General features: G+C 39.6%; 10 protein-coding genes. 7 read left to right on the forward strand and 3 right to left on the reverse strand.

The window, feature by feature from the left end:
- Positions 1-38: 38 nt before the first annotated feature.
- The 4 genes from ACQ2HF_RS12180 (at position 39) to ACQ2HF_RS12195 (ending at position 14,750) form a co-directional block, all read left to right on the forward strand.
- Entirely contained in the window at positions 39-1,505 is a 1,467-nt protein-coding gene (locus ACQ2HF_RS12180; protein WP_432410692.1) for a gliding motility-associated C-terminal domain-containing protein, read from the forward strand.
- A 1-nt stretch (position 1,506) separates the two neighbouring features.
- The gene (locus ACQ2HF_RS12185; RefSeq protein ID WP_432410693.1) at positions 1,507-3,990 is read left to right on the forward strand and encodes a PorP/SprF family type IX secretion system membrane protein; all 2,484 of its coding nucleotides are present in this window, start codon (positions 1,507-1,509) and stop codon (positions 3,988-3,990) included.
- Between the two features lie 80 nt (positions 3,991-4,070).
- Positions 4,071-13,739, forward strand: coding sequence for a T9SS type B sorting domain-containing protein (locus tag ACQ2HF_RS12190; protein WP_432410694.1), 9,669 nt, complete (start codon positions 4,071-4,073; stop codon positions 13,737-13,739).
- 42 nt (positions 13,740-13,781) lie between these two features.
- Positions 13,782-14,750 (forward strand): PorP/SprF family type IX secretion system membrane protein, encoded by a 969-nt coding sequence (locus ACQ2HF_RS12195; protein WP_432410695.1) that lies wholly within the window; start codon positions 13,782-13,784, stop codon positions 14,748-14,750.
- Positions 14,751-14,792: 42 nt separating this feature from the next.
- Here the strand turns inward: ACQ2HF_RS12195 and ACQ2HF_RS12200 are convergent, their stop codons facing one another.
- Complete coding sequence (locus ACQ2HF_RS12200; RefSeq protein ID WP_432410696.1) at positions 14,793-15,662, reverse strand: winged helix-turn-helix domain-containing protein; 870 nt, start codon at positions 15,660-15,662, stop codon at positions 14,793-14,795.
- A 114-nt stretch (positions 15,663-15,776) separates the two neighbouring features.
- Here ACQ2HF_RS12200 and ACQ2HF_RS12205 point away from each other — a divergent pair, with 114 nt between their 5' ends.
- Together ACQ2HF_RS12205 and ACQ2HF_RS12210 are read left to right on the forward strand one after the other, a co-directional pair.
- Positions 15,777-16,343, forward strand: a complete 567-nt coding sequence (locus tag ACQ2HF_RS12205) for a YceI family protein (protein WP_432410697.1) — start codon at positions 15,777-15,779, stop codon at positions 16,341-16,343.
- 9 nt (positions 16,344-16,352) lie between these two features.
- Positions 16,353-16,946, forward strand: coding sequence for a hypothetical protein (locus tag ACQ2HF_RS12210; protein ID WP_432410698.1), 594 nt, complete (start codon positions 16,353-16,355; stop codon positions 16,944-16,946).
- A gap of 61 nt (positions 16,947-17,007) precedes the next feature.
- Here ACQ2HF_RS12210 and ACQ2HF_RS12215 read toward each other — a convergent pair whose 3' ends face one another.
- Together ACQ2HF_RS12215 and ACQ2HF_RS12220 are read right to left on the reverse strand one after the other, a co-directional pair.
- Positions 17,008-20,088, reverse strand: coding sequence for a WD40/YVTN/BNR-like repeat-containing protein (locus ACQ2HF_RS12215; protein ID WP_432410699.1), 3,081 nt, complete (start codon positions 20,086-20,088; stop codon positions 17,008-17,010).
- A gap of 171 nt (positions 20,089-20,259) precedes the next feature.
- Positions 20,260-21,306: an NAD(P)-dependent alcohol dehydrogenase gene (locus ACQ2HF_RS12220; protein WP_432410700.1), complete on the reverse strand. Its 1,047-nt coding sequence runs from the start codon at positions 21,304-21,306 to the stop codon at positions 20,260-20,262.
- A 306-nt stretch (positions 21,307-21,612) separates the two neighbouring features.
- Between ACQ2HF_RS12220 and ACQ2HF_RS12225 the strand changes: the two genes are divergently transcribed.
- Complete coding sequence (locus ACQ2HF_RS12225; protein WP_432410701.1) at positions 21,613-24,744, forward strand: WD40/YVTN/BNR-like repeat-containing protein; 3,132 nt, start codon at positions 21,613-21,615, stop codon at positions 24,742-24,744.
- The last annotated feature ends 52 nt before the right edge of the window (positions 24,745-24,796 follow it).

Below are 24,796 nucleotides of genomic sequence, written 5' to 3' on the forward strand. Positions count from 1 at the left end.
TTAGGTAGCTCGACTAAAATTTTAAAAAAAACTACCGCATGCAAAAAACTACTTTTCTGAAATTCTATGGTTGTCTCGTTTTGTTTGTGTTGGTTATAATACCACAACAAACCAAGGCTCAATTGGTAATTGGATCTCCAAACCTTCAATTTAATCAGGCGTGCGCGAGTGATTCATTTAATGCATACGATATTAGTTTTGTCTTCAATCCAGAATCGGCATTGGCTCCAGGCAATAGGTTTAACATAGAAATGTCGAATGCTGAGGGCGATTTTACAGATGCTATTGTAGTATTTAGTTCGGCACCTGGATCCATAACGGCCTCCCCTGCCTCCGTAACTTTTTCCATTCCAGAAACTACTTCGGGTGAAGGGTATAAGTTAAGAGTAAAGAGTACCGAGCCTGCTGCAACGAGTGCGCCTTCTAACGAGTTTTCTGCGTATTATAAATTACACGATACTCCTTTTACCATAAACAAATTTGTTTCTACCGGAGCATTTTGTCCTAATGGTAGTTACTTGCTTACCATAGACAATCCAGGTTTTGGGGATACTACGTCTCCACTCCTATTCCCGTCATTAACGTTTAATTGGTATAAAGAAACAGGCCCTACTTCATCGGTTTTTGTGGCAGAAAGCGAAAGCTTATCTGTAACAGAGGAAGGAACTTATTTTGCCGAAACCAATTATGGAAGTTGTACCTCAAATTCATTTTCGAACCGGGTGATGGTGTCGGAAGCTACCGCAGGTCAAACTACCACAACGGCAATAGAATCGAGTGCTGGCAATCCTTTTTGTGCCAGCGAAGGTCCTACTACTTTAAGTACTATGAATGGTGATAGCCACACCTGGACGAAGGACGGAACTGTCATTCCAGGCGCCACCGGAAGAACCTACCAAACCAGTGAGTCTGGAATTTATACGGTTACCGTAGTTTCTGGTAATTGCCAAGCCATTGGGTCTATAGATCTTGAAAGTGGCGATTTTACCAGCAGCATAGACGTTCCGGCTATAAACGAATTACCTACTGGAGAATCCTTAAAAGTTACCATAACAACCACAGCAAACAATCCTGAGTTTGAATGGTATTTAAACGAAGAATTGCTTCCTGATGTTACGGGCAATACGTATGAAGCCTTCGAATTTGGTAGCTATCGGGTACTTGTTTTTCAGAATTCGGCTTGTGAAGATTTTGATGAATTTACGTTTGAAATACGCGAAATAACGGATCCATTTCCAGAGGTAGCAAACATTCCAAATCTTATTAGCCCCAATGGAGATGGAATAAACGATACATGGGTGATCCCTACAAGTTATGTAAGCGGCACGAATACCGAAGTTATGATTCTTACTAATCAGGGAGATGTTGTTTTTCAAACAAAGGAATACGCAAATAACTGGCCTGAGGACCAACTGAATCTTACTAGCGTAAACTTAGTATACTATTATATCATTATTCCAGAAAACCAAGACATTAAAAAAGGATCGATAACGGTCATTCAATAACGTGAAAATAATAGGTCTCATCATACTCGTATTATGCTTTGCTACGCAGCTGTGCTATTCTCAACAAGAGGATGGTGTGGTTGGCCTTGAATTACCTGCAAGAAATTCCCTCATGTTTCACAGATATCTGCGAAATCCTACTTTTAGCTTTGTAAGGGAGCAAAATAAATACATTGCGGCCAATAATAAAAGAGAATTAATCCAACTTGGAGACGCCCCCCAAACCTATATGGCAAATTTTTCGGGAAGATTTGCAGAGAACATTGGCGCGGGCATAGGTGTTTTTCAACAAAATTATGGGGTGTTAACCACCTTTGGAGGACTTGTAAATTTTGCGTACAACACCATGTTGGCAACAGAAAGTAACCTAACATTCGGTATGAATATAGGAGCCTACAAAAGTGGCATTAATAGCGGTAAAGTGGTGACCAATTTTCCAGACCCATCCTTAAATACGATTCCAAGTAACTTCCTATTGGTTATGAATCCAGGTATAAACTATGGTGGGGGTTTTATGGACTTTGGTGTTACCCTTAATAATCTAGTGGTCTATAATTTCACTACATCGAAACTGTTAGAAGAAAATCCTAAACGTGGAATTCAAGGACATTTAATGTACACCGGATATATGGGTGGCTATGGTTTTCTTGAAGACAGCAAATTTTCTGCCTTGGGAAGCGTTGAGTTTAGAGACGACACCTCCATATACTCAGGAACCATGATGCTTACAGTGCCCAAAGGATTTTGGGTGCAAGGAGGTTATAATTCTTTATACGGTGCGTCTGCAGGATTAGGACTTCATATTACATCACAACTTGCCATTGAATACAACTATGAAAAAGCCCTTGGAGGACTAGCAGACTTTGGTTCCTCACACGAGTTTACACTAGCGTATATATTCCCGAACAATAATTATTTTGATTATAGCAGGGATGAAGAAATAGCTGGCCTGATATCCTTCGAGAAAAAAACAAAGAAAAAGAAGTCCAGCAAACCGAAAGCGACTCCAGCAAAAGAGCTTGAAGATGCTGTGCCGGATATTTGGAATGAGGAAATTCCTAGAGTAGCCGCAGAAGAAAAAGAAAAACTTAAAACTGAAGAAGAAACAAGAGTAGCAAACGAGGCACAATTACAATTGGAAGCTGAAGAAAAAGCAAGACTAGCCGCCGAAGCACAGCTACTGCTCGAAGCCGAAGAAAAAGCAAGACTAGCCGCCGAAGCGCAGGGATTACTCGAAGCTGAAGAAAAAACAAGGCTAGCTACTGAAGCACAGCTACTGCTCGAAGCTGAAGAAAAAACAAGGCTAGCTACTGAAGCACAGCTACTGCTCGAAGCCGAAGAAAAAGCAAGACTAGCTGCTGAAGCACAGCTACTGCTCGAAGCCGAAGAAAAAGCAAGACTAGCCGCAGAAGCACAGCTACTGCTGGAAGCCGAAGAAAAAGCAAGACTAGCCACAGAAGCACAGCTACTGCTTGAAGCCGAAGAAAAAGCAAGACTAGCCGCAGAAGCACAGGTATTGCTTGAAGCCGAAGAAAAGACAAGACTCGCTCTTGAAGAACAAACACGATTGGAAGCAGAAGGAAAAGCCATTGATCAATTGATCATCAATCCAAAAGATGAGCTAGGTAATTCTATCAGGATTTTGGTTGAAGAAGCAGAAAATTCAGCTGTGGCTCAAATGGAATTAGTTAATGATTTATCAGCTTCTGTAGTGATTAAAGATAAAGACTTAAAGAATCTTAAAAATGAAAATGATTTAAGTGAACAAGGAGTATATGTAGAACCAGCCCCTTTTAAAAGTATTACTGAAGAAAATAGTGCTATTGAGGACATCATCATAAACTTAGATGAGATCATCATTACACAGAAGAAAAAAATCGCACAGTTGGAAGCATTACTTCAAGAGAGAATACAATTAATAAATGACCCGAATGATGCGACCAATATCTATTACCGTAATGCGCTGGCCGAATTAAAAGCAGAACAAGATAAAGCGATACGGTCTAAAGCGCAATTAGTTTCTACGTTGGAAGAAATTTCAATTGCTACAGATTTTGAGCGCAAAAGACGTATTAAGCGTGCAGCTTACACCAATGAGGAGGATAGATACCAGCAGGACAGGGCTACTCTCAAAATATTGAAACAAAGTGTGAACGTTAGTGAGACACCATTGAGCTTGGACGATTTCGATTTTGGAGAAGATAAAAGTGAAAATATTCAAATATTGAAAAACGTTGAAAATGCAGAAGAAGCATATTATCTAGTACTAGCAGTACATGCCAACATTGTAAAACGTGATGAGTTTTTAACTCAGGTACTAGCCTCTGGACATTCAAATGTAGATTTCTTCTACGACGTAAATACAAGTAAGTATTATATCTATTATGGTAAATATGAAACCATAGAAACTGCCAATGATGTATTAAAAATAAAAGGAAATGAACCATTTACAGAAAAACTATCAATCATAAAATTAGAAAAATAGAGTACAATAGTTAGTTATAAGCCCCCCCTCCTGCTAAAATCGATTCTGGGAGTAAAACTTGAATCAGAAACTAAACTATTATGAACAAACCTACCATCCCCTGTATTGCACTAGTTGCTTCAATGCTCTTTTTGTGCCTGCAATCTTATGCCCAAAACTATGTCCCTTTTACACCTAGATTCGATCAGGATCTTAAGGGTGATATTGTGTTGATTGGGAATAACATATTAGGACCAGACAACAATCCATTTAACAACAACTCTGTTTATAATCATGATGTCGATATGCAATATATTGATATTGATGGAGACCCGTCGACTTTCAGTTCCTCGAGTGCCGATTTGGTTATTCCGAACCCCAATTGTTATGAAATTAAGCATGCAAGTTTATATTGGGGTGCAGTTACAAAAGGGAATGAACCAATTACTAATGTAAAGTTTAAAGGACCTACGGGTGGATATAATGATATTACAGGGACTATCATTTTTGATGCTAACGGTACTTCAGTAGATGGCGGGAATAGTTTTCCATATGCGTGTTATGCAGATGTAACTTCTATTGTTAGTGGGTTGGCGAATAATTTAGGGACCTATACAATGGCCAATGTCTCTAGTTTACTTGGCGAGACTGGATTAAATGGTAACAACACAGGGAATTCTGCTGGGTGGTCACTTTTTGTAGTATACGAAGACCCTACACTACCTGGTAAATCAATTACAAGTTTCGATGGTTTTAGCGCGATTAGTTCGATAGCAAATCCTACATTGGACATTCCTATATCAGGATTCAGAACGGTTCCAGCGCCAGCACCTGTTCGAGCCAATTTAGCTTTTGCAACCTTAGAAGGTGACAAGCCTATCTTAAACGATCGTCTGAGGTTAAACGGAGTAAGCCTTTCTGCTGCGGATCGTCCCGTGAGTAACTTTTTCAATAGTTCAGTTACCAATTTAAGTGCCAACCCTGTTAATAATAGGGTTCCCAATAGTACCAACACTTTAGGTTTTGATACGGGAGTGATGACGGTTCCAAATCCCGGAAATACTGTAATTGGGAATGGTGACACTTCCGCAACGGTTAGATTAGAGACTGGTGGAGACACCTATTTTCAATATTTATTTGCGTTTGCTGTAGATATTATTGAACCCAATATTGTACTAACAAAAATTGTTGAAGATGAATTTGGAACTAATATTGGCGGGCAAACTGTGAACCTTGGTCAAGAACTTAACTATGTTATTGGTTTTCAGAACACAGGAAATGATGACGCTAGAAATTTTACAATTAGAGATATTCTTCCCATTAATATTATTTTTAATTATCCTGCAGATTTAGTCTTACCTCCCGGAGTTACCGTGCAAAGCTATAATGCGACAACACGGGAAATTGTGTTTGAAATAGAAGATTATTTGGTTGAAGAGAATGATCCTGTTACAGAATTACGCATAGAAGTACAGGTTGTTGATACCTGTCAACAATTAGCGGAAGCATGTTCTAATATTATTAACAATCAGGCTTTTGCAACCTATCAAGGAACTTTAAACCCAACTTTTATAATAACAGACGACCCTAGTTATAGTGACAATACAGGTTGTCTATTAACGCCTCAAGCGACCAATTTTCTGGCAGATCTTGATGATTGTGTGTTTAGTCAAGAAGAAATTCTTTGTGGGGCCAGCGTAGATTTAACGGCAGCAAATGGATACGATTCCTACTCCTGGTCTACCAGTCCAACAGGTACTCCAGTGATTGGGACAACGCAGACTATAACCGTTACAGCAACCGGTACATACTATTCATTTAATACAGCCTTAGCACCGTGTCGCTCTATTGTTGAACAATTTAATGTGACACTTTATGGAAGTAACACTACCAATCCTATCATTCCGTATGCAGACGAAGTTGTAACCTGCCCTAATGATGGAAAATTATTGCCCAATATATTTTTATGTGGTATTAATGATTTTCGAGATCTTACGGTTGATCTAGCTGGAGCCACTTCCATTATTTGGGAACAACTCGATGAATCTAGTTGTTCTGCGGTACCTAACCCAGACTGTGCGAATGAGGATAATTCGTGTAACTGGAATCAAGTAGCTACTGGGAACAATTATACCGCAAATACTTCAGGGCAATTTAGGCTAACTATAAATTATCAGGGTGGTTGTTTTAATCAGTTCTACTTTAATGTATACCAAAACGTATTAGAACCTACAGTTGCAGCCACAGATATTATTTGTACAACACCCGGAAGTATTACTGTGAGTAATGTCCCCACTGGATATGAATTTAGCCTAGATGGTATAACCTACCAGGCTAGCAACATATTTACAGTTACGACTCCCGGATTGTATACTGTGTATATAAGACAGCTGGGCGTGCCAGGAACTGCTTGTGTCTTCACGGTGCCAGATATACTTGTAAGAGAGCGACAGTTCACCGTTACTACAAACATTAATCAGCCATTGTGTTATGGTGACAAGGGAAGTATCCAGCTGGCAGCAAATGATGTAGAGCCCCAGTATTTCTTTGCTTTATACCAAGGCGGAACACTCATAAACAGTGTGGGTCCTATACTCGAAAATAACTACCTCTTTGCAAATTTAAATCCTGGAACTTATACGGCAACTGTTGCTACAGAAGATGGATGTACCTATTCGGAAGAAATTACGATAATCGAGCCACCCATCCTCACGGTTACTGCCGCAATTACCCAACCTCTTACGTGTACAGATGGCGAAATTACTGTCTATCCAGTTGGTGGAACACCACCGTATTTCTATTTTGTGAACAGTACCACTGTTTTTCAAACAACCCCAGAAATTGTTGTTACTACAGCAGGTGTCTATAATATCACTGTGGTAGATTCTAATAATTGTAGTGCCGATACTACCATTACGATTGCAGCCACTTTACCTCCAGAATTTAATGTGACAAAAACCGATATCTTATGTGCAGATCCAGGGGATACAGGAAGTATAACAATTAATGTTACCAATCCTAATGGAAATAGCTTACGCTATAGTATTGATAGTGGGTTTAACTTTTTTAACGCTCCCGTTTTCACAGGACTTACAGCAGGAAACTATAACGTTGTAGTTGAATATACCTTTGGTACAGATGTATGTGTTACTGATCCACAAATCGTAACAATTAACTCTGTTACGCCCATTTTTGGTACTGCAGAACTTACAGACCCTTATAGCTGTTTAGCTACAGGAACCATAACGGTTACTGGCGTTACTGGTGGCACACCTCCCTATACCTATAGTATTGATGGGATAAATTTTCAAGCAAGCCCTATATTTACTGGACTCACTCCAGGAACATATTCGGTAGTTATCAAGGATGCAAATGATTGTACGTTTGTAACAAATGAAATAACAATACTTCCATTAGACCCTCCAACCGATTTAACTTTTAGCAACACCCCTCTTACGTGTCCAACAAACACCACAACCGTTACCATAACGGGAACAACTGGTGGGGTTGCTCCGTTAGAGTATCGAATAATTGCACCTGCAGGAGCAATTACGCCATACCAGACCACAACAACATTTGCTGGATTAGCGTCTGGCACGTATACCTTCGAAGTAAAAGATGCAAATGAATGTTTGTATAACGAATCGTATACTATTGACCCCCTTCCAGCATTGACAGTAGTAGGACAGCCCATTAATGATGTGGTTTGTTTTAATGATGCTAATGGTTCGGTACAATTTATCGTTTCTGGTTCTACCAGTTTCGTATATGCTATCAACGGAAATCCTCCGGTTGCTGGAACTTCTCCTATTGTGCTTACAGGCTTAATAGCAGGAACCTATACTATTGTTGTAACCGATACCATAACAAATTGCCAAGCTACCGATTCGGTTACCATTGATGGTCCTACAGCAGCATTGACGATCACCCTGGACGTTAGTCCTATTTCTTGTTTGGAAAGTGGTAGCGTAGTACTAAATGCTACAGGTGGTTGGGGTGGAAATAGTTACACACTCACATTACCTGATTCCACCGTATTGCCACCTCAGTCTAATAATACTTTTGCAGGTTTAACGCAAAGTGGCACCTACACAGCAACCGTGGAAGATAGTAATGGTTGTACTGTTTCTGAAAATTTTGATCTAACCACTCCAGACCCTGTTGTGGCATCAATTAACCCAATATCTGATCTTTGTTATGACACAACCAACGGAGCTACCATAGAAGTTACAGTTACTTCAGGTCTTGCACCCTTTGAATATAGTCTCAATGGCGCACCGTTTCAGTCAAGCAATATTTTTACAGGCTTAATACCAGGAACATATATAGTTACTGTCCGGGATGCATTAGGATGTGAAGTAACCTTACCTGCCGAAATAATTGCGCCACAATTAAGCGTGAATACTGTATTAACGAAAGATTTAGATTGTACTGCTACCCCAGACGCTGTTATTACGGGAACTATTTCAGGTGGTTCAGCACCGTTCAGCTATGAGGTGTCCATCTCTGGCGCTCCGTATACTTCTTTAGGAACTACGGGATCACCCTTCACCTATACAACGGGTATAGCAGGAACGTATCAATTTCAGATTACAGACGCCAACGGATGTATGGCTGAATCGAATATTATAACGGTAAACGCAATTTCCTTGCCAGTACTAGACGTAGTGGCACAAACACAGGACATTTTATGTAATGGTGACTCCAATGGAGCTATCAATGTTACTTTCGACCCAACGGTGGGTACACCTCCGTTTGTGATTAATGTAAATAACGACACTACGGGTACAGATTATGGCACGCAAACGTCAGGATTACCTGCAGGAACTTATACCATTACATTAACAGATGCTAATTCCTGTGTCGATACAGATACTATTGTTATAGATGAACCAGACCCTATTGTAGTTGATTACGATACTGTTGATCTCATGTGTGTTCCTGGAGATGTTTCAGAAGGCGAAATTACGATCAATAGCGTGACGGGTGGTGTCGCTCCATACGATTACTACGTTACTGGCGATGGGTATTCCAATTCGGTTTTAGGAGCTACTGGAACAGTGCCAATCACGTTTGATGTAATTAATTTTGGGCTGTATCAAATTAATGTCATCGATGCGAATGGGTGTTCTGTCTTAATTCAGGATGTGTTGATAGCCTCCCCTCCTTCAGATTTAGACATTGTTATTGATACAACTGCAGATTGCCTTCCTACCGGAGGAACAGCTGTGGTAACCGTAAGTTCTAGTTTGGGGAGTACTGGACCCTTTTGGTTTGCTATTTATCAAGGACCTGGAACCGTATATCCTCTTCCAGCGGGCGCTTGGCAGCCTGAAAATCCGCCAATGAGCGCTTCCACTATTTTTACAAACCTTACACCTGGCGTCACTTACACATTTATCGTGTATGATGAATCCACTAGGTGTAGTTATTATGAGCAAGCAACAACACCCATACCTACAAATTCAACATTAACCGCTACAGCATTTACAGCGAATAATATTACCTGTACAGGAAATGCAGACGGAAATGTATCCTTTGATATAAACAGTATATACGCGGCTCCTGTAGATGTGAGTTACGTAATTTTCGACGCATTAACTCAGGTAGATACGGGTATTAACGGAACAGGAACCGTACCCGCCGGAGGTACATTATCTGTATCCAACTTAGGCCCATTACCTTTTGGAAATTATTACGTATTAATTTCAGAAACCAGTGGCGCTAATATAGGTTGTGGGATTGCCACCGCACCCTTCAATATAACCGAGTCCACCATTGCCCTTGATTTATCTGTTTCGGTAGATCAAAACGCGAATTGTAACCTTGACTCAGGACTCATAAGTGCTATAGGACAAAATGGAACTGCTCCTTATTTATATCAAATTACAACCGTGCCTGGTTCGCCTTTGGCTACAGATCCAAATTGGGGTGTTCCAAGTACTTTTAACGTAAATGCAGGAACGTATTATGTGCACGTATTGGATGCTTATGGTTGTGTTGTTTCAAGCCTTGCTGAAGTAGTACCCTTAGATCCATCTCCTGTGGTTGCCATTACGGTTTCTAATCCATGTGATACCGATGAAGGAGATTTTGAAATAGATGTTACCCTACCAACCGCTGGGATACCACCATATAGTTTTAGTATTGATAGTGGAGCTTTCCAAACACAAACGCCACCTTTTACCATTCAGAATTTATCTTCTGGAATACATACGGTTGAGGTTAGAGATGCCAATGGCTGTGGAAACATAGCGACTGTTACGATTGAATCGCCTTTAGGAATAACACCTGCCGTTACTGCAGTACCAAGTTGTGATGATGATGATGGCGAAATTACAGTTACAGCCACGGGAGGTTCGGGAGTATATACCTATAGTATAAACCCAAACCCACCATCCATAGTTTTAACTGGAAATGTGTTTTCTGGAGTACCATCGGGAACGTATACGGTTACAGTTACCGATGCAACAACTACCTGTGATGTAGACGTTGCCGTAACTGTTGAAGCTGCAACACCAGTTACATTTACAACGAGCACAACAGATGTGGGTTGTAATGGTAATAGCGATGGTGTTATTACTGTGAATCTCCTGCCAGGGAACGACAACCCTGTATACTTATATGAAATTACAGCACCAATCATTATTCCACCACAAGCTTCGAATATATTTACAGGACTAGCAGCGGGTACCTATACGGTACAAGTTACTTCTGGAAGAGATTGTATTGCTACTGAAGATGCTAGTATTGGAGAGCCAACCCTTCTAACAGTTACAGGTACCATTACAGATTTTGCCTGTGCGCCAGATAACTCAATAAATACGGCTACTTTAACGATTACCGAAGCTGGAGGTACTCCGCCCTATCTTTATAGTATAAATGGTTCAAATTATTTCACAACAAATACTTTTGAAATCGTCGATACAGGTCTTATACAGTCAATTTCAATATATGCTAAGGACGCTAATGGTTGTGTGGCAACTGATGTAGTGATTGTAGATCCGTTACCTGTAATCACCGCAACAGCATTTGTAACTGTAACCCCAATAGATTGTAATGCTACAGGTAGTGTTGAAATTACTGTTACGGGTGGTTCAGGTAATTTTACCTATCAAATGCTCCCAAGTGGTGCACCACAGGCGTCGCCTATATTTAATATTCCTGGACCTGGTACGTACTATTTTCAAGTGAATGATCTCGATACCAATTGTTACTTCTTAACACCAGGACTTGAAGTTCCTCCTTTCGATTTTATGGATGCGGTGATCGTACCAACAGTAGATAATAGTTGCTTTGGGGATACCGATGGGGAAATAGAACTCACCATTAATGGTTATAGTGGGAATTATACGTATCAATTATTGGATGGCACTGGCACTCCGGTAGGAGGCATCGTTGCTACCAATACGTCATCAGATCCTCAGGTTATTACTAACTTAGCCTCTGGTAATTATAGTGTAGCTGTGATTGAAACAGACACGCCATTTTGTGATACGATTTCAAATGTAGTTAATATTGATTCTCCTTCAGCTCCTCTGCTGCTGGATGTATTGGAAACATCGAATGTAACCTGTACAGATGACCGTGGAACTATTACGGCAACTGCAACAGGTGGAACAAGTCCTTACCAGTACGAACTAACGGGAACAGCTACTGTACCCTACTCATCTAGTAATACATTTACTGGTTTGGGAGCTGGTTCGTATACCGTAAATGTGAGAGATGCACAAGGGTGTATTACTCCGGATACCATAATTTTAGATGCTCCAGACCCCATAACGGCTGTATTTAGCCCTAGTACTACATTACTATCCTGTTTTGGCGACCAGAATGCCTCTATAACAGCCACGCTTGTGTCGGGTGGACAAGGATTTAATTATACCTATACGCTACTTACACTTTCCCCTACTACGAGTAGTTCCGGTCCACAAAGCTCAAATGTATTTACAGATTTAGGAGCTGGTGTATATCAGGTGAAAATTACGGATGGCTACGAATGTGAATTCATCTCCTTAGATATTATTATAGATCAGCCAACTGAAGTTTCCCCTGCCTTAGTTGTAGAAAGTACACAAACGTGTCTAACAGAATCTACACTTACTTTAAGCGCTACAGGAGGAACCGGACCTTATGAATATAGTAATGTGTCCGATTTCAGTAGTATTTTAGGTTCGTTTACTACATCCATAAGCTTCCCGGTACCTGTAGGTACCTACAACTTTTATGTAAGAGATGCCAATGGTTGTGTTTCGAATGTTTCGAACGATATAACCATCGATCCATTACCTACTTTAACGATACTTCTGGATTCAACAAACCCTACTATTAATTGTGTGGGCGATGACAATGGAGTTATTACAGCTACTGCTCAAGGAGGTTTAGGAAATTATATATACATCCTGCAAGACACTTCAGGAAATACAATTCCTGCAGCCCAGCCCAGCCCAGGAGTATTTACAGGGCTTCCAGCAGGAACGTATGTAGTGTATGTTGAAAGTGGCGATTGTAACGAAACTTCAGATACTATAACTATTACCGAGCCTACAACGGCACTGGATGTTAGGTATACCATTAATAACGTTAGATGTAACGGAGAGGACAATGGATCTTTATTTATTACTGCAATTGGTGGAACAGGTATTATTAAGTATGCGATTTCTCCTAATCTGAATCAATTTTTCGATACACCTGTTTTTAACAATTTAGCTCCAGGAAATTATGATGTTATCGTACAGGATGCCTTAGGTTGCTATACTACTTTTAATTTTGATATTACCGAACCAGATGCTGTAGATCTTTCAATTGTTCCAGATTCAATTTTCCCAGAAATTTGTGAGGGAGATGTTGACGGTTCTTTCAGTATTGAAATTTCTGGCGGAACACCGCCCTACAGTGTTGTATTAGACAATCCTAATGGCGAATATATTACAGGAGCAATAGGCCAAATAAACTTCGACTTTAACAATTTGGGTGGAGGTGATCATACTGTCTACGTTCGTGACAGTGAGGGTTGTGAATCTGAATGGAATATCACATTCCCGGAAGCCGTTTTACTTAACCCGCTTGTTGAGGTAGAATATATTTGTTTCGATAATATTTCAGAAAATAGAGTAACCGTTACGGTAGATGAAAGTACTATAGACCTTAGCCAACTGGATTATTCTTTAAATGGAGGACCCTACCAGACTAGTAACGTATTTACCAATCTCCCACCAAGTAAAGACAACTATATTCTTGTAAGACATACAAATGGATGTATCCAATCTACAGACTTTTTCGACATAGAATCTTTTGAGCCACTTACACTCGTGTTGGAACCTGGCGAACTAAATGAAATTGTCGCCATTGCAAACGGAGGTACAGGTGGCAATCAATTCACGCTGAATGACGTGGATTATGGGTCTACCAGCATATTTGAGATAGCAGAGACAGGAACGTATATAGTTACTGTTACCGATAGTAGCGGTTGTGTTGCTGTAGCAACCATCTATTTGGAATACATTCCCATCTGTATCCCTAATTACTTTACACCTAATAACGACGGCGTCGTCGATACCTGGGCTCCAGGTTGTGCTGAAGACTATCCGAATTTAGAATCTTCTATTTACGATCGATACGGACGTAAAGTAGCCGTTATTCGTGTAGGTGAAACATGGGATGGAAGGTATAACGGTCAAGAGTTGCCAACAGGTGATTATTGGTTTGTAGTAAAGCTCAATAATGGTGACAATAAAGAGTTTGTAGGTCATTTCACTCTCTATAGATAATGAATTTTTAACAGCCTTAATCCCCAAATAAAATCTACTCTTATGAGAAAAATTATAAAATACATACTCGTCTTACTGGCCTTTCAAAGCTATTCGCAAGAGTTAAATTTACCTGTCTTTAGTCAATACTTAGCCGATAATGATTTTGTGGTATCTCCTACCTTTGCTGGAATTGGAGATAATTTCAGAGTTCGAGCCAATGGCTTGATGCAATGGGTAGGAATAAAAGACGCGCCCCAAAACCAAGCACTCTATGCCGATATAAGGATAGCAAATAGAACAGGTGTGGGGTTTTCTATGTACAATGATAAAAATGGAAACACAAGACAACAAGGCTTTAAAATATCGTATGCACATCATCTTATCCTCGATTATAAAACGAAACAGTATTTGTCACTAGGAATATCCTACAATATGAATAGTTTTAAAATTGATATTGAAAATTTTGAAACAACATACGATATTCCTTTTATAGATCCCAGTATAAGAGATAACCGAAAGACTACAAATATTAATTTTGATGTAGGTGCATTGTATAGATTCCGAACTTTTTTTATGAGTTTTAATGCTAATAATCTACTGCAAAAGGATACAGAAAACTTTACTGGTTTTGAGCCTCAAAGTTTATTAAACCTTCAACTATATACAGGATATGTTATTAAGAGTGAGAATTATTCCCAATTTGAACCATCGGTATTCTATCAGTTATTTGCCAGTGACCAAAGATCCAGTACCGATATTAATTTGAAGTATCGTAAGTTCAATAGAGACAACGATTATTTTTGGGTAGGTGGTTCGTATCGTTTTTTGAATGACCAAATTATGAAACCCTTGAGTATTGGTCCAATGATTGGTATTAAGAAATCAATCATTTATTTTTCATACGCGTATCAAATAACCTTAAATGAGCTTACAAACTATAATTCAGGGACGCATTCTGTTACCATTGGCTTTGATTTACTTCAAGCCTTGAGCGATTGTCCGTGTACTGTGGGTAATAATGAACGATAGGTATTTTTTTTACAAAGCACTTACGTAGTATAGGTTTGCCGCCTATACTAACCTATCAATTTCTAGCTTATACCCTACCCCGTGTACGTTTGTAATTTTTATAGTGGCATCGTCCTCTAATTTTTTCCGAAGTTTGGAGATGTAGGTGTCTAAGCTTCGCCCCACGATTACGCCGTTGTCTTCCCAAACTCTTTTGGTGAGTTCTTCGCGTTTTACCACTTGGTTAGGGTGTTCTATTAAAATTGCCAATAATTCACATTCTTTTTGAGTTAACGGAATTTCCTGCGCTTCTTTCACCAATTTATTCTGTTCAGGATAAAAACTAAAATGCCCTAAACTTGTTCCCCTTTTAGTCTCTTTTTCTGAATGGAACGCGTGGTATTTACTATAAAAAACAAACCCTAAAAATAATACTACCAAAAAAATAAGTACAAAAAATAAAGTTGCATTCTTTGAAGCTACTTCTTTGCTCATAAATTTTACTTGTATGGTATAACATCCTTCTGAAATAATCCGTCCACTACAAGGAATAATATTTTGTTCTGTTTGGTTGGCTATTTTATAACTGTAAGCCACTTCCCCATCTTCACATTGTAGTACTTCAACAATATAGTTGTTAGGAATAGTAACGCTCTCAAAAACTGAGGTTGTAATCTGGTTTAAATCGGCTGGATCAAAAGCCAGTGGTTTTTCAAAAGACAGTTCAAACAAGGTGGGCGATTTCTCCAGTATAGGTAATACCAAGGAAGTGGTATCGTTTTGAGCTATCAAAATTTGATTTCCAATAGATCGCAAGGCAACTTTTACCTCTTCAGTAGGTATTTCTTGCTCTTTAGTACTGCACGCAATTAGAAGCGACAGGGCTGCACTAATTCCGAAAATTCTAAACCAGGTCTGGATTGTCTTGTTCATTACTACAAATAACAGCCTATTTACTGAATTTTTACAGCTGTTGACACTTCTTTTGCATTCTTTTGACACTTTTGTAGTGCTGCCCATATAGTTTAGCTGAAAAATAAAAACATCATGCAACAACTACTTATTACATTCATCATTTTAACCAGTCTTACAGTAACTGGTCAATCACAAAAAACGTATCAGTTAAACACTAGTAAGAGCACTTTAGAATGGAAAGGAACGTATATGTTCTATTTCGGGGGGCACGACGGTAACGTATCTTTTACAAAAGGCGAATTGCACACCACCAATAAAAATATTACAGGTGGTTTTTTTGAAATTGACATGAATACCATAACCAACAATGATATTGAAAATCCGGAAGGCAAAGAAGGTCTTGTAGGTCATCTCAAAAACGAAGATTTTTTTGATGTTAAAAAATATCCGAAAGCAACATTAAAAATGAAAAAAGTCGCGTATTACGAAAATGGAAACGAACATAAAATTTTTGCAGACCTAACTATAAAAGGAATTACCCTTCCAATTGAATTTAAAGCTTTTGCAGACGAGGAAAAAAAGCAAGTAACAACTAAATTCAAAATAGACCGAACCCGTTGGGGAGTTACTTACAATAACAGTATTAAAAATGAAGCGCTCTCAGATGCTATTGAATTTGAAGCTATCTTGCAATTTTAAACCACACAAATGAAACAGTATATCTTTACTACTTCCCTCCTATTTTGTTCGCTCTTTTTACTGGCGCAGGATACCGAAAAGAAGCATCTCTTAAAAGCCGATACTACCTGGACGCAAGAAATATTTACCTTTCCCATTGGTTTTGCGCAGGAGATTCCGTTGGAAGGCTATGAAGAAGCCATTTTCCCTCCGGGTTGGTCCAAGGAAGAAAGTCCAGATTTTTGGTCTTATATTTTTGCCTGGGATGTAAAAGCTGAAGCTCCTTTAACTACAACCCATTTTGAAACGTATCTTGAATACTATTTTGATGGGTTAATGAATATTCGGGATTTGAAGAATGGCGAAACTATTTTACCTACCAATGCGCTGTTTATAAAATCTCAAGAATCCGAAAACACATCATACTTTACAGGAAAAATACGTCTATACGAAGGTAGGTACACCAAGGAGATGATGATTTTACACGTGCTCGCTACGCAGTATTATTGTAAAACTGAAAAGAAAACTGTAGTCGTATTCAGGTTTTCGCCAAAGGAGTTTGGGAATCCTATTTGGGACGTCATGAACGCGATTCCATTGGTAGCTGCTGCTTGTAAGTTTTAAAACTAAGTAGCCCAATCTTAATGGATTGGGCTACACTTGGAGTAAGTATGTTTATTTAGTTTCAGTCCATTAATTCCGCTAACTGAAGGGTAAGTACTTCATACCGCTTTTCTGCCTCTTCTCCCGGCACCTGATCTGCGCCACTTACCATATTTAATAAATACGATATTTGCGATACAAGCATTTGCTGCGGATAAGCACCTTCTTCATTTTTTAACGCTTGTAGTGTAGTTTCTACCTTAGAAAGTGACTTAGAGTCCGTACTTGCATCGGTTTCTTTTAACCCTTTTAATTGTGTTTCTAAATCGGCTTCCAGTTGTTTTGCTTCAGAAAGCAGGAAGAGTACTTTATTCTGAAATGCTAACTGCTCCTTTATATTTTCAACGGTGAAATTTTCGGCTAGCACTTTAGGATCTGGCACAATGCTAAAAGGCTGCTCGTAGGTTTGAGCGCCCACAGTTAGTTTTGCAATATAATTACCAGGGGCAACTATTGGACCTCTTTTGTAACGTCTTTTAATGTCTTTATCCCAAGCGCCACGTTGTTTTAAATCCCAGTCAAAGCGATGCAAGCCAGGTTTTGAACTTAGTTTCTCATCTGTATACCGAAAAATCTGGCTTAGTTGCATATCTTCTACTTCGGTAACCTCGCTAACACCTTCTTGCTCCTGTACTTCCGTTTTTACAGTATCTATCTTAATTGCAGATGCGGCTAACGCTTTCAGCAACGTACTATCACTTAAGATGGTCGTAATGTTCATTCGGTTTTCATCCAGAATATCCAGTTGTACACTTCCACGATACGCTTCCGGAATAAAATAATCTATATTCACACTTGTCTCTGGATATTGTAAACCCGAAACGCCTCTAATAGTTGGATAGCGATAGCGAATAATAGTGTCTGGCTTAAACAAGACGGCAGAAGTATTCAGGCTATTAATTTCCGGTTGGCGCAAAGCGGTAATATTATCCAAAATCCAAAAACCACGACCCATGGTGCTTAAAATTAAATCTCCTCGGAATATCTTAAGATCGGTAACAGGAGTCACTGGTAAGTTTTGCTGAAATTTCATCCAGGTACTTCCATCGTTAAAAGAAACAAATATGCCGAATTCGGTTCCAGCAAACAATAAGCCTTCACGTTCAGGATCTTCCCGAAGTACGCGCGTAGTAAAATCTGAAGGAATCCCATTAGTTCCATTGCTCAATAATTCCCAGGATTGTCCGTAATTTGATGTTTTATAAAGGTATGGTTTTGTATCACCCAGCAAATGCATGTCTACTGCTATATAAGCTTTGGCAGCATTAAACTTAGAGGGTTCTACAGATTCTACTCTTCCTCCTTTCGGAAGACCTGAAGGCGTTACATTTGTCCAGGTTTCCCCGCCGTCTTTAGTTACCGAAATTACTCCGTCATTAGACCCTGTCCAGATTAAACCTTCAACCAAACTGGATTCACGAATAGAATACAAAGTGCTGTAGTATTCTTCTCCAGTAATATCTCTGGTTATTGGCGCCCCGGAGTTTACTTGTTTATCTGCTTCGAAGGCTGTTAAGTCCGGAGAAATAGTTTCCCACGCCAACCCGTCGTTAGTAGTTTTATGTAAAAATTGAGACCCGTGATATACTACATCTGGATTATGGGGCGATACGTGAACGGGAGACACACGTTGAAAACGGTACTCTAAGTCTTTTGGATTGTGTCCATAAATATTGGAAGCTCCTACATAATAGCCTTTTTCGGTTCCTGTGCGTTTGTCAAACACACTAAATCGTCCTTTACAGTTTGCATATACAATATTATGGTCTCCTGGTTTGGGAACCCCTGGACCCGTTTCGCAACCTCCGGTATTGATGAGCCATCCCGTTTCTGGATTCTGAACAGAACTGGGTGGAAAGCTAGGTACTGCAATGGTGCTAGAATTATCCTGCATTCCAGCATATAACCAATACGGATATTGGTCGTCTACCTCAACTTGATACAGCTCTGCAGTGGGCTGGTTAAATTGTGTAGACCACGTTTTCCCGCCGTTATGGCTCACATTTGCACCGCCATCATTCGCTTGAATTAGTAACTCTGAATCGTTAGGATTTAACCAGATATCGTGGTTATCTCCGTGGGGTACGTCAAAAAATTTCCAGGTAGTACCGCCGTCTTCCGACTTCAATCCCGGGTTTGCCATCGAGAAAACGATGTTTGCATTGTTGGGGTCTGCTTCTACATTGGTATAATAAAAAGGACGGTTTACTAACCGAATATCATCGGAAACGTGCACAAACGATTTTCCTTCGTCTTCAGATTTATAGAGGCCTCGGTCATCACCTTCGGCTTCAATTATGGCATACAATACTTTTGGGTTGTCTGCTGAAACGGCTAAATCTATTTTGCCAATAAGACCTTGTGGTAAGCCATTGTTCAGCTTTTCCCAATCTTTTCCTCCATTTTTTGACTTATAAATACCACCTTCAGCATTGGTACCCCCTGAAATAATGGTCCAAGGCTTACGTTGTCCTTTCCAGGCTGCTGCATAGAGCACGTTGTGTTTTTTAGGATGAATTTCCAAATCTGAAAATCCCGTTTCTTCTGAAACAAAGAGGATTTGTTTCCATGATTTTCCGCCGTCTTCCGTTTTATAGATTCCCCGTTCTTTGTTATTCTTAAAAGCATCACCAATAGCAGCCACATATACTATGTTTGAATCTTTTTTATCAATTTCAACAGCGCCAATCTGCCCTACATCTTTTAATCCAATATGTTCCCAGGAGGTTCCGCCGTTCACAGATTTATACATCCCTTTTCCGCTAATTACATTACTTCTTAGTCCATCTGAACCTGTTCCAACATAGACAATGTTTGAATTTTTTGGGGCTACTTCAATAGCGCCAATGGAAGGGGTATCAAAAAAACCATCCGAGACATTGTACCACGTAGTTCCATAGTCATCAGATTTCCACACACCACCTCCTGTTGCTCCTAAAAAAAAGGTGCCAGGAATATCTGGAATACCAGTAACAGCAGTAACACGACCTCCTCGCAATGGTCCCACATTTCGATATTGAAAGGCTTCAAAATCCTGGGCTAGTAAAGTAATTGAACTAAAAATTAATAACGAGAAAGAAAATTTTCGGAAATAAGTTGGCATATTTAAAATAATAAATTGGTGAGGATATAAAGTTAAACAAATTACTGTTGAACTTATACTGTTCGTTTTTAATTAACAAATTATAACTGAAAAATCACTGGCAATTCTATACCGTAAAAAACCCCAATGCCAAAAGCATCGGGGTTTTATTAAATTAAAATAATTTTTTTATTAATTTAAAGATTCCATATCGATCACAAATCGATACTTCACATCACTGTCTACAACACGCTTGTAGGCTTTGTTGATTTCTTTTATATCAATCATTTCTACATCGCTCACAATGTTGTGTTTTCCGCAGAAGTCTAGCATTTCCTGTGTTTCTTTTATGCCGCCAATTAAGGATCCAGCTACACGCTTTCTTCCTAAAATAAGATTGCCACCGTGCATTTTTTCCAAAGGTTCAATGGCACCAACTAGTACCATAGTGCTGTCGCGTTTCAATAATTCTAGGTACGGATTAATATCGTGGCCAACCGGGACGGTATTCAGTAGAAAATCAAAAGAGCCTTTATGCTTTTTCATATCGTCTTCGTCTTTGGAGATAAGAACTTCGTCTGCTCCTAGGCGTTTAGCATCTTTCGCTTTGTCAGGTGACGTTGTAATCATCACCACTTTAGCGCCCATGGCTGCGGCAAATTTAATTCCCATATGGCCTAGTCCGCCTAAACCAATAACTCCTACTTTGTCCCCTTTTTTTACTCCCCAATGATTTAAAGGCGAAAAGGTTGTAATTCCAGCACATAATAAAGGAGCTACTCCTTTTTCATCCAAATTCTCAGGAATAGAAAGTACATAATTTTGATCTACTAAAATTTCTTGTGAATACCCACCAAACGTATGACCGCCAAGATGTTTATTAGGTCCGTTGTAAGTTCCCACCATTCCTTTTTCGCAGAATTGTTCCAAATCGTCTTTACAGGCGCTACACTCACGGCAGGAATCTACCATACAACCAACACCTACCAAATCTCCTTTTTTATAATTGGAAACCTTATCCCCCACGGCAACTACTTTTCCTATAATTTCGTGACCTGGAACCACTGGGTATTTTGAATTTCCCCAATCGTTCTGAACGGTGTGTATATCGCTATGGCAAACACCACAGTAGGTAATTTTAATATGTACATCGTCTGGTTGTAATTCCCGACGTTCAATAGTCATTTCTTCTAAACTGGCTGCTTGTTTTTTTGCGCCATATGCTTTTACTTCACTCATAGTTTTTTCTTTTATTTTTTTAAGATACTTCAAACAATGCCTGTGAACCAAGTGATTTACAACGTTTGTGTTTTATTTAACGAAAGTGCATAAACTCTAAGCTAAAAAACTGCTGCACGGACAAATTTCACACAGTATCAAGTCCAATGCTGTTGAAGTAAATTCTCAAAAAATATTTAATTCCCTGAGAATACACCTCCCTTTAGAGCTGGGATAAAGTTTATTCGAAAATTTAACACCTCCAACTACTTTTTCCTGCGGTGGTTCTTTTGATTTTCTATATTTTTAAGCAACCAAACAAAAACTATGAAACACACTTATTTTCTCCTAGTATTCGTCTTTTCAACACTTACCGTTTTTGGGCAACAAGTTGAAGACTATTTTTCTCCAATGAAATACAGAAATATTGGTCCCTACCGTGGGGGTCGTTCTGTAGCAGCTTCTGGAGTAGTGGACAATCCACTCACCTATTATATGGGAACCACAGGTGGTGGCCTCTGGAAAACCGAAGATGCCGGCGCTCACTGGAACAACATAAGTGATGGGTTTTTTAAAACGGGAACGATAGGCGCTGTAGCAGTTTCAGAAAGCAATACTAATATTGTATATGTGGGAATGGGAGAACACGCTATTCGTGGTGTAATGACCTCATACGGCGATGGAGTTTATAAATCTACCGATGCTGGAAAAACATGGAAACATATTGGGTTAACGCCTACCGAGCAGATTTCCAGAATTGTGATTCACCCTACCAATCCAGATATTGTATATGTAGCAGCACAAGGAAAATATCCTAGCCCAACAGCAGAGCGGGGTATTTACAAATCTACAGATGGTGGCGTTACATGGAAAAAAACATTATTTGTAAACAATTTTACAGGAGCAGCCGAATTGTCTATGGATTATAATAATCCGCAAGTGTTGTACGCAGCTATGTGGCACCACCAACGCACGCCCTGGAAAATAATAAGCGGTGGCGAAGGCAGCGGTCTCTACAAAAGTACAGATGCTGGTGAAACCTGGGAGCGCTTGGAAGACGCCTTACCAAAAGAAATGGGTAAAATGGCTATTGCCGTGAGCCGAAGCAATAGTAATAAAGTATATGCTCTTATTGAAAGTGATACCCAAACCGACCAAAGCGGCTTATATGTATCTAACAACGCAGGTAAAAGCTGGTCCCAAGCAAGTGGAGACAACCGGTTGACACAACGTGCATGGTATTATATTGAATTGTATATAGATCCTAATAACGACGAAACTGTCTATGTATTAAGTGCCCCAGCCCTTCGCACCAAAGACGGGGGTAAAACATGGGAACGCATTACGGGTACTCATGGAGATTATCACGATTTATGGATTAATCCAAAAGATTCAAAAAATATGGTGATCGCTAATGATGGTGGGGCTGCCGTTTCATTCAATTTTGGCGACAGCTGGTCCTCACAGGATATTATGCCTACAGCGCAGTTTTATAGAATTAATGTAGACAATCTATATCCCTATAATATTTACGGAGGCCAACAGGATAATACGTCCGTTAAAATTGCGAGTATGAGTCCTGGGAGTTACAGTATTTCCCAAAGCGATTGGTCTGCAGCAGCAGGTGGAGAAAGTGCTTTTTTAGCTTTCGATAAGGACAACCCGAAACTTACAGTAGGTGGTAGTTATCTGGGCACCATTGAAGTATTGGATATGGAAAGTAAAGCCAGTACACAGGTCATGGCGGCCCCCATTCAATATTTGGGAAGAGCAGCGCGCGATATGAAGTACCTCTACAACTGGAACGCACCCATAGTATGGTCACAACACGAACCGCAAACCATCTATCACGGAGCTCAGTTAGTTTTAAAATCGACTGACCTTGGTAAAACCTGGACAGAGTTTTCACCCGACTTAACCCGTGATATAGACGAAAAACAAGGAAAAGGCGGTGGTCCCTACACCAATGAAGCCGTAGGTGCCGAAAATTATGGAACGCTAAGCTATTTGGTGGAATCGCCGCATACAGCAGGTGTTTTTTATAGTGGTAGTGACGATGGTTATGTATACATAACACAGGATAATGGTAAATCCTGGCAAAATATTACTCCAAAAAATCTTGGTGAAACCCTTGTAAATGCTATTGAAGTTTCCCCACACGACCCTGCCACGGTATATATTGCAACTACTAAGTATAAATTAGGCGATTATACGCCAGCTTTGTATAAGAGTACCAATTATGGGAAATCCTGGACTAATATTAGTAGCGGCATTCCAAATGGCTCTTACACAAGAGTGGTTCGGGAGGACGAAACTACAAAAGGGCTTCTGTATGCGGGAACTGAGCAAGGCGTATATATTTCGTTTAACGACGGAGCTTCGTGGCAGCCTTTTCAGCTTAACTTGCCTGTTACTCCTGTTACCGATCTTAAAGTACATAGAAACGATTTAATCGTAGCTACTTCGGGACGCTCGTTTTGGATTTTGGACAACCTATCATTAGTGTCTCAATTTCAGCAAAATAATAAAGATTTTAAACTCTATACCCCCGAACCCATAACCTACGGCAACTGGGGAAGCGGTATGAGCAGCGATTCCTTTAATGGAACACAGGATTTTGAAGGTGTAAATCCCGTAAATGGTGTGGAATTGTACTACTATTTACCAACTATTTCTAAAGATGAAGCCGTAACACTAACCATCTCCAATGCCGATGGAAAAGTTATCAATACATACACTTCAACAAAAGACGAAAGTTACATTCCACACAACGGCGGTGGTGCTCCCCCAGCCCCGGTGCTTTCCAAAAAAGAAGGCTTAAATCGTTTTGTATGGAATATGCAAAACGCTATTGTTCCTGGCGTTCCTGGAGTCTATATAGAAGCTGGTTTTGAAGGTCGTAAAGTAAGTCCAGGAACCTATATGGCTACTTTAGATTACAAAGGTCAATCTGTTAAACAACAGGTGACTATAAAAAATAATGAAGCGTATAACATTTCATCTTCTCAGTTTACTGAATACGATACTTTTATGAGTGAAGTTGAAAACAATATCACTCAAATGCACCATCAGGTAAACACCCTGAAAACGGCACAGGATGATATCACCAAGTTGTTGAAAGATATGAAAGCATCAAAAAAACACCCAGCATTAGTTGCTGAAGGAGAAGCTTTATTAAAAGAACTAGAAGCTTGGGATGAACTAATGGTGCAGCGTCGTTCCCAAGCATATGATGATGTTGAAAATTTTGAAAACAAATTCACTGCCGAATATTTATTCCTTTTGAACCAAACCAGTAGTAGTTTACCTCGTGTAAATCAATCTTCCATCGATAGAAAAACGGAACTGGACGTACAATGGCAACAGCTAAAAGCTACCGGGAATGTTTTGCAAAAAAGCAAACTTCCAGCGTATAATAAGAAGTTATGGGATGCTGGATATGGCGCAATCCGTTTATAATTAGGAGACTTTAGTATTCATAAAGAAACTGAAACTGATAGAAACTGTAAAA

The organism is Rasiella sp. SM2506 (assembly GCF_050859505.1).
Classification (GTDB): domain Bacteria; phylum Bacteroidota; class Bacteroidia; order Flavobacteriales; family Flavobacteriaceae; genus Marinirhabdus.

What these genes read in the sequence shown, in the direction of transcription:
- ACQ2HF_RS12180 (WP_432410692.1), top strand. Translation starts at nt 39, where the DNA reads ATGCAAAAAACTACTTTTCTGAAATTCTATGGTTGTCTCGTTTTGTTT.
- ACQ2HF_RS12190 (WP_432410694.1), top strand. Translation starts at nt 4,071, where the DNA reads ATGAACAAACCTACCATCCCCTGTATTGCACTAGTTGCTTCAATGCTC.
- ACQ2HF_RS12195 (WP_432410695.1), top strand. Translation starts at nt 13,782, where the DNA reads ATGAGAAAAATTATAAAATACATACTCGTCTTACTGGCCTTTCAAAGC.
- ACQ2HF_RS12200 (WP_432410696.1), bottom strand. Translation starts at nt 15,662, where the DNA reads ATGAACAAGACAATCCAGACCTGGTTTAGAATTTTCGGAATTAGTGCA.
- ACQ2HF_RS12205 (WP_432410697.1), top strand. Translation starts at nt 15,777, where the DNA reads ATGCAACAACTACTTATTACATTCATCATTTTAACCAGTCTTACAGTA.
- ACQ2HF_RS12210 (WP_432410698.1), top strand. Translation starts at nt 16,353, where the DNA reads ATGAAACAGTATATCTTTACTACTTCCCTCCTATTTTGTTCGCTCTTT.
- ACQ2HF_RS12215 (WP_432410699.1), bottom strand. Translation starts at nt 20,088, where the DNA reads ATGCCAACTTATTTCCGAAAATTTTCTTTCTCGTTATTAATTTTTAGT.
- ACQ2HF_RS12220 (WP_432410700.1), bottom strand. Translation starts at nt 21,306, where the DNA reads ATGAGTGAAGTAAAAGCATATGGCGCAAAAAAACAAGCAGCCAGTTTA.
- ACQ2HF_RS12225 (WP_432410701.1), top strand. Translation starts at nt 21,613, where the DNA reads ATGAAACACACTTATTTTCTCCTAGTATTCGTCTTTTCAACACTTACC.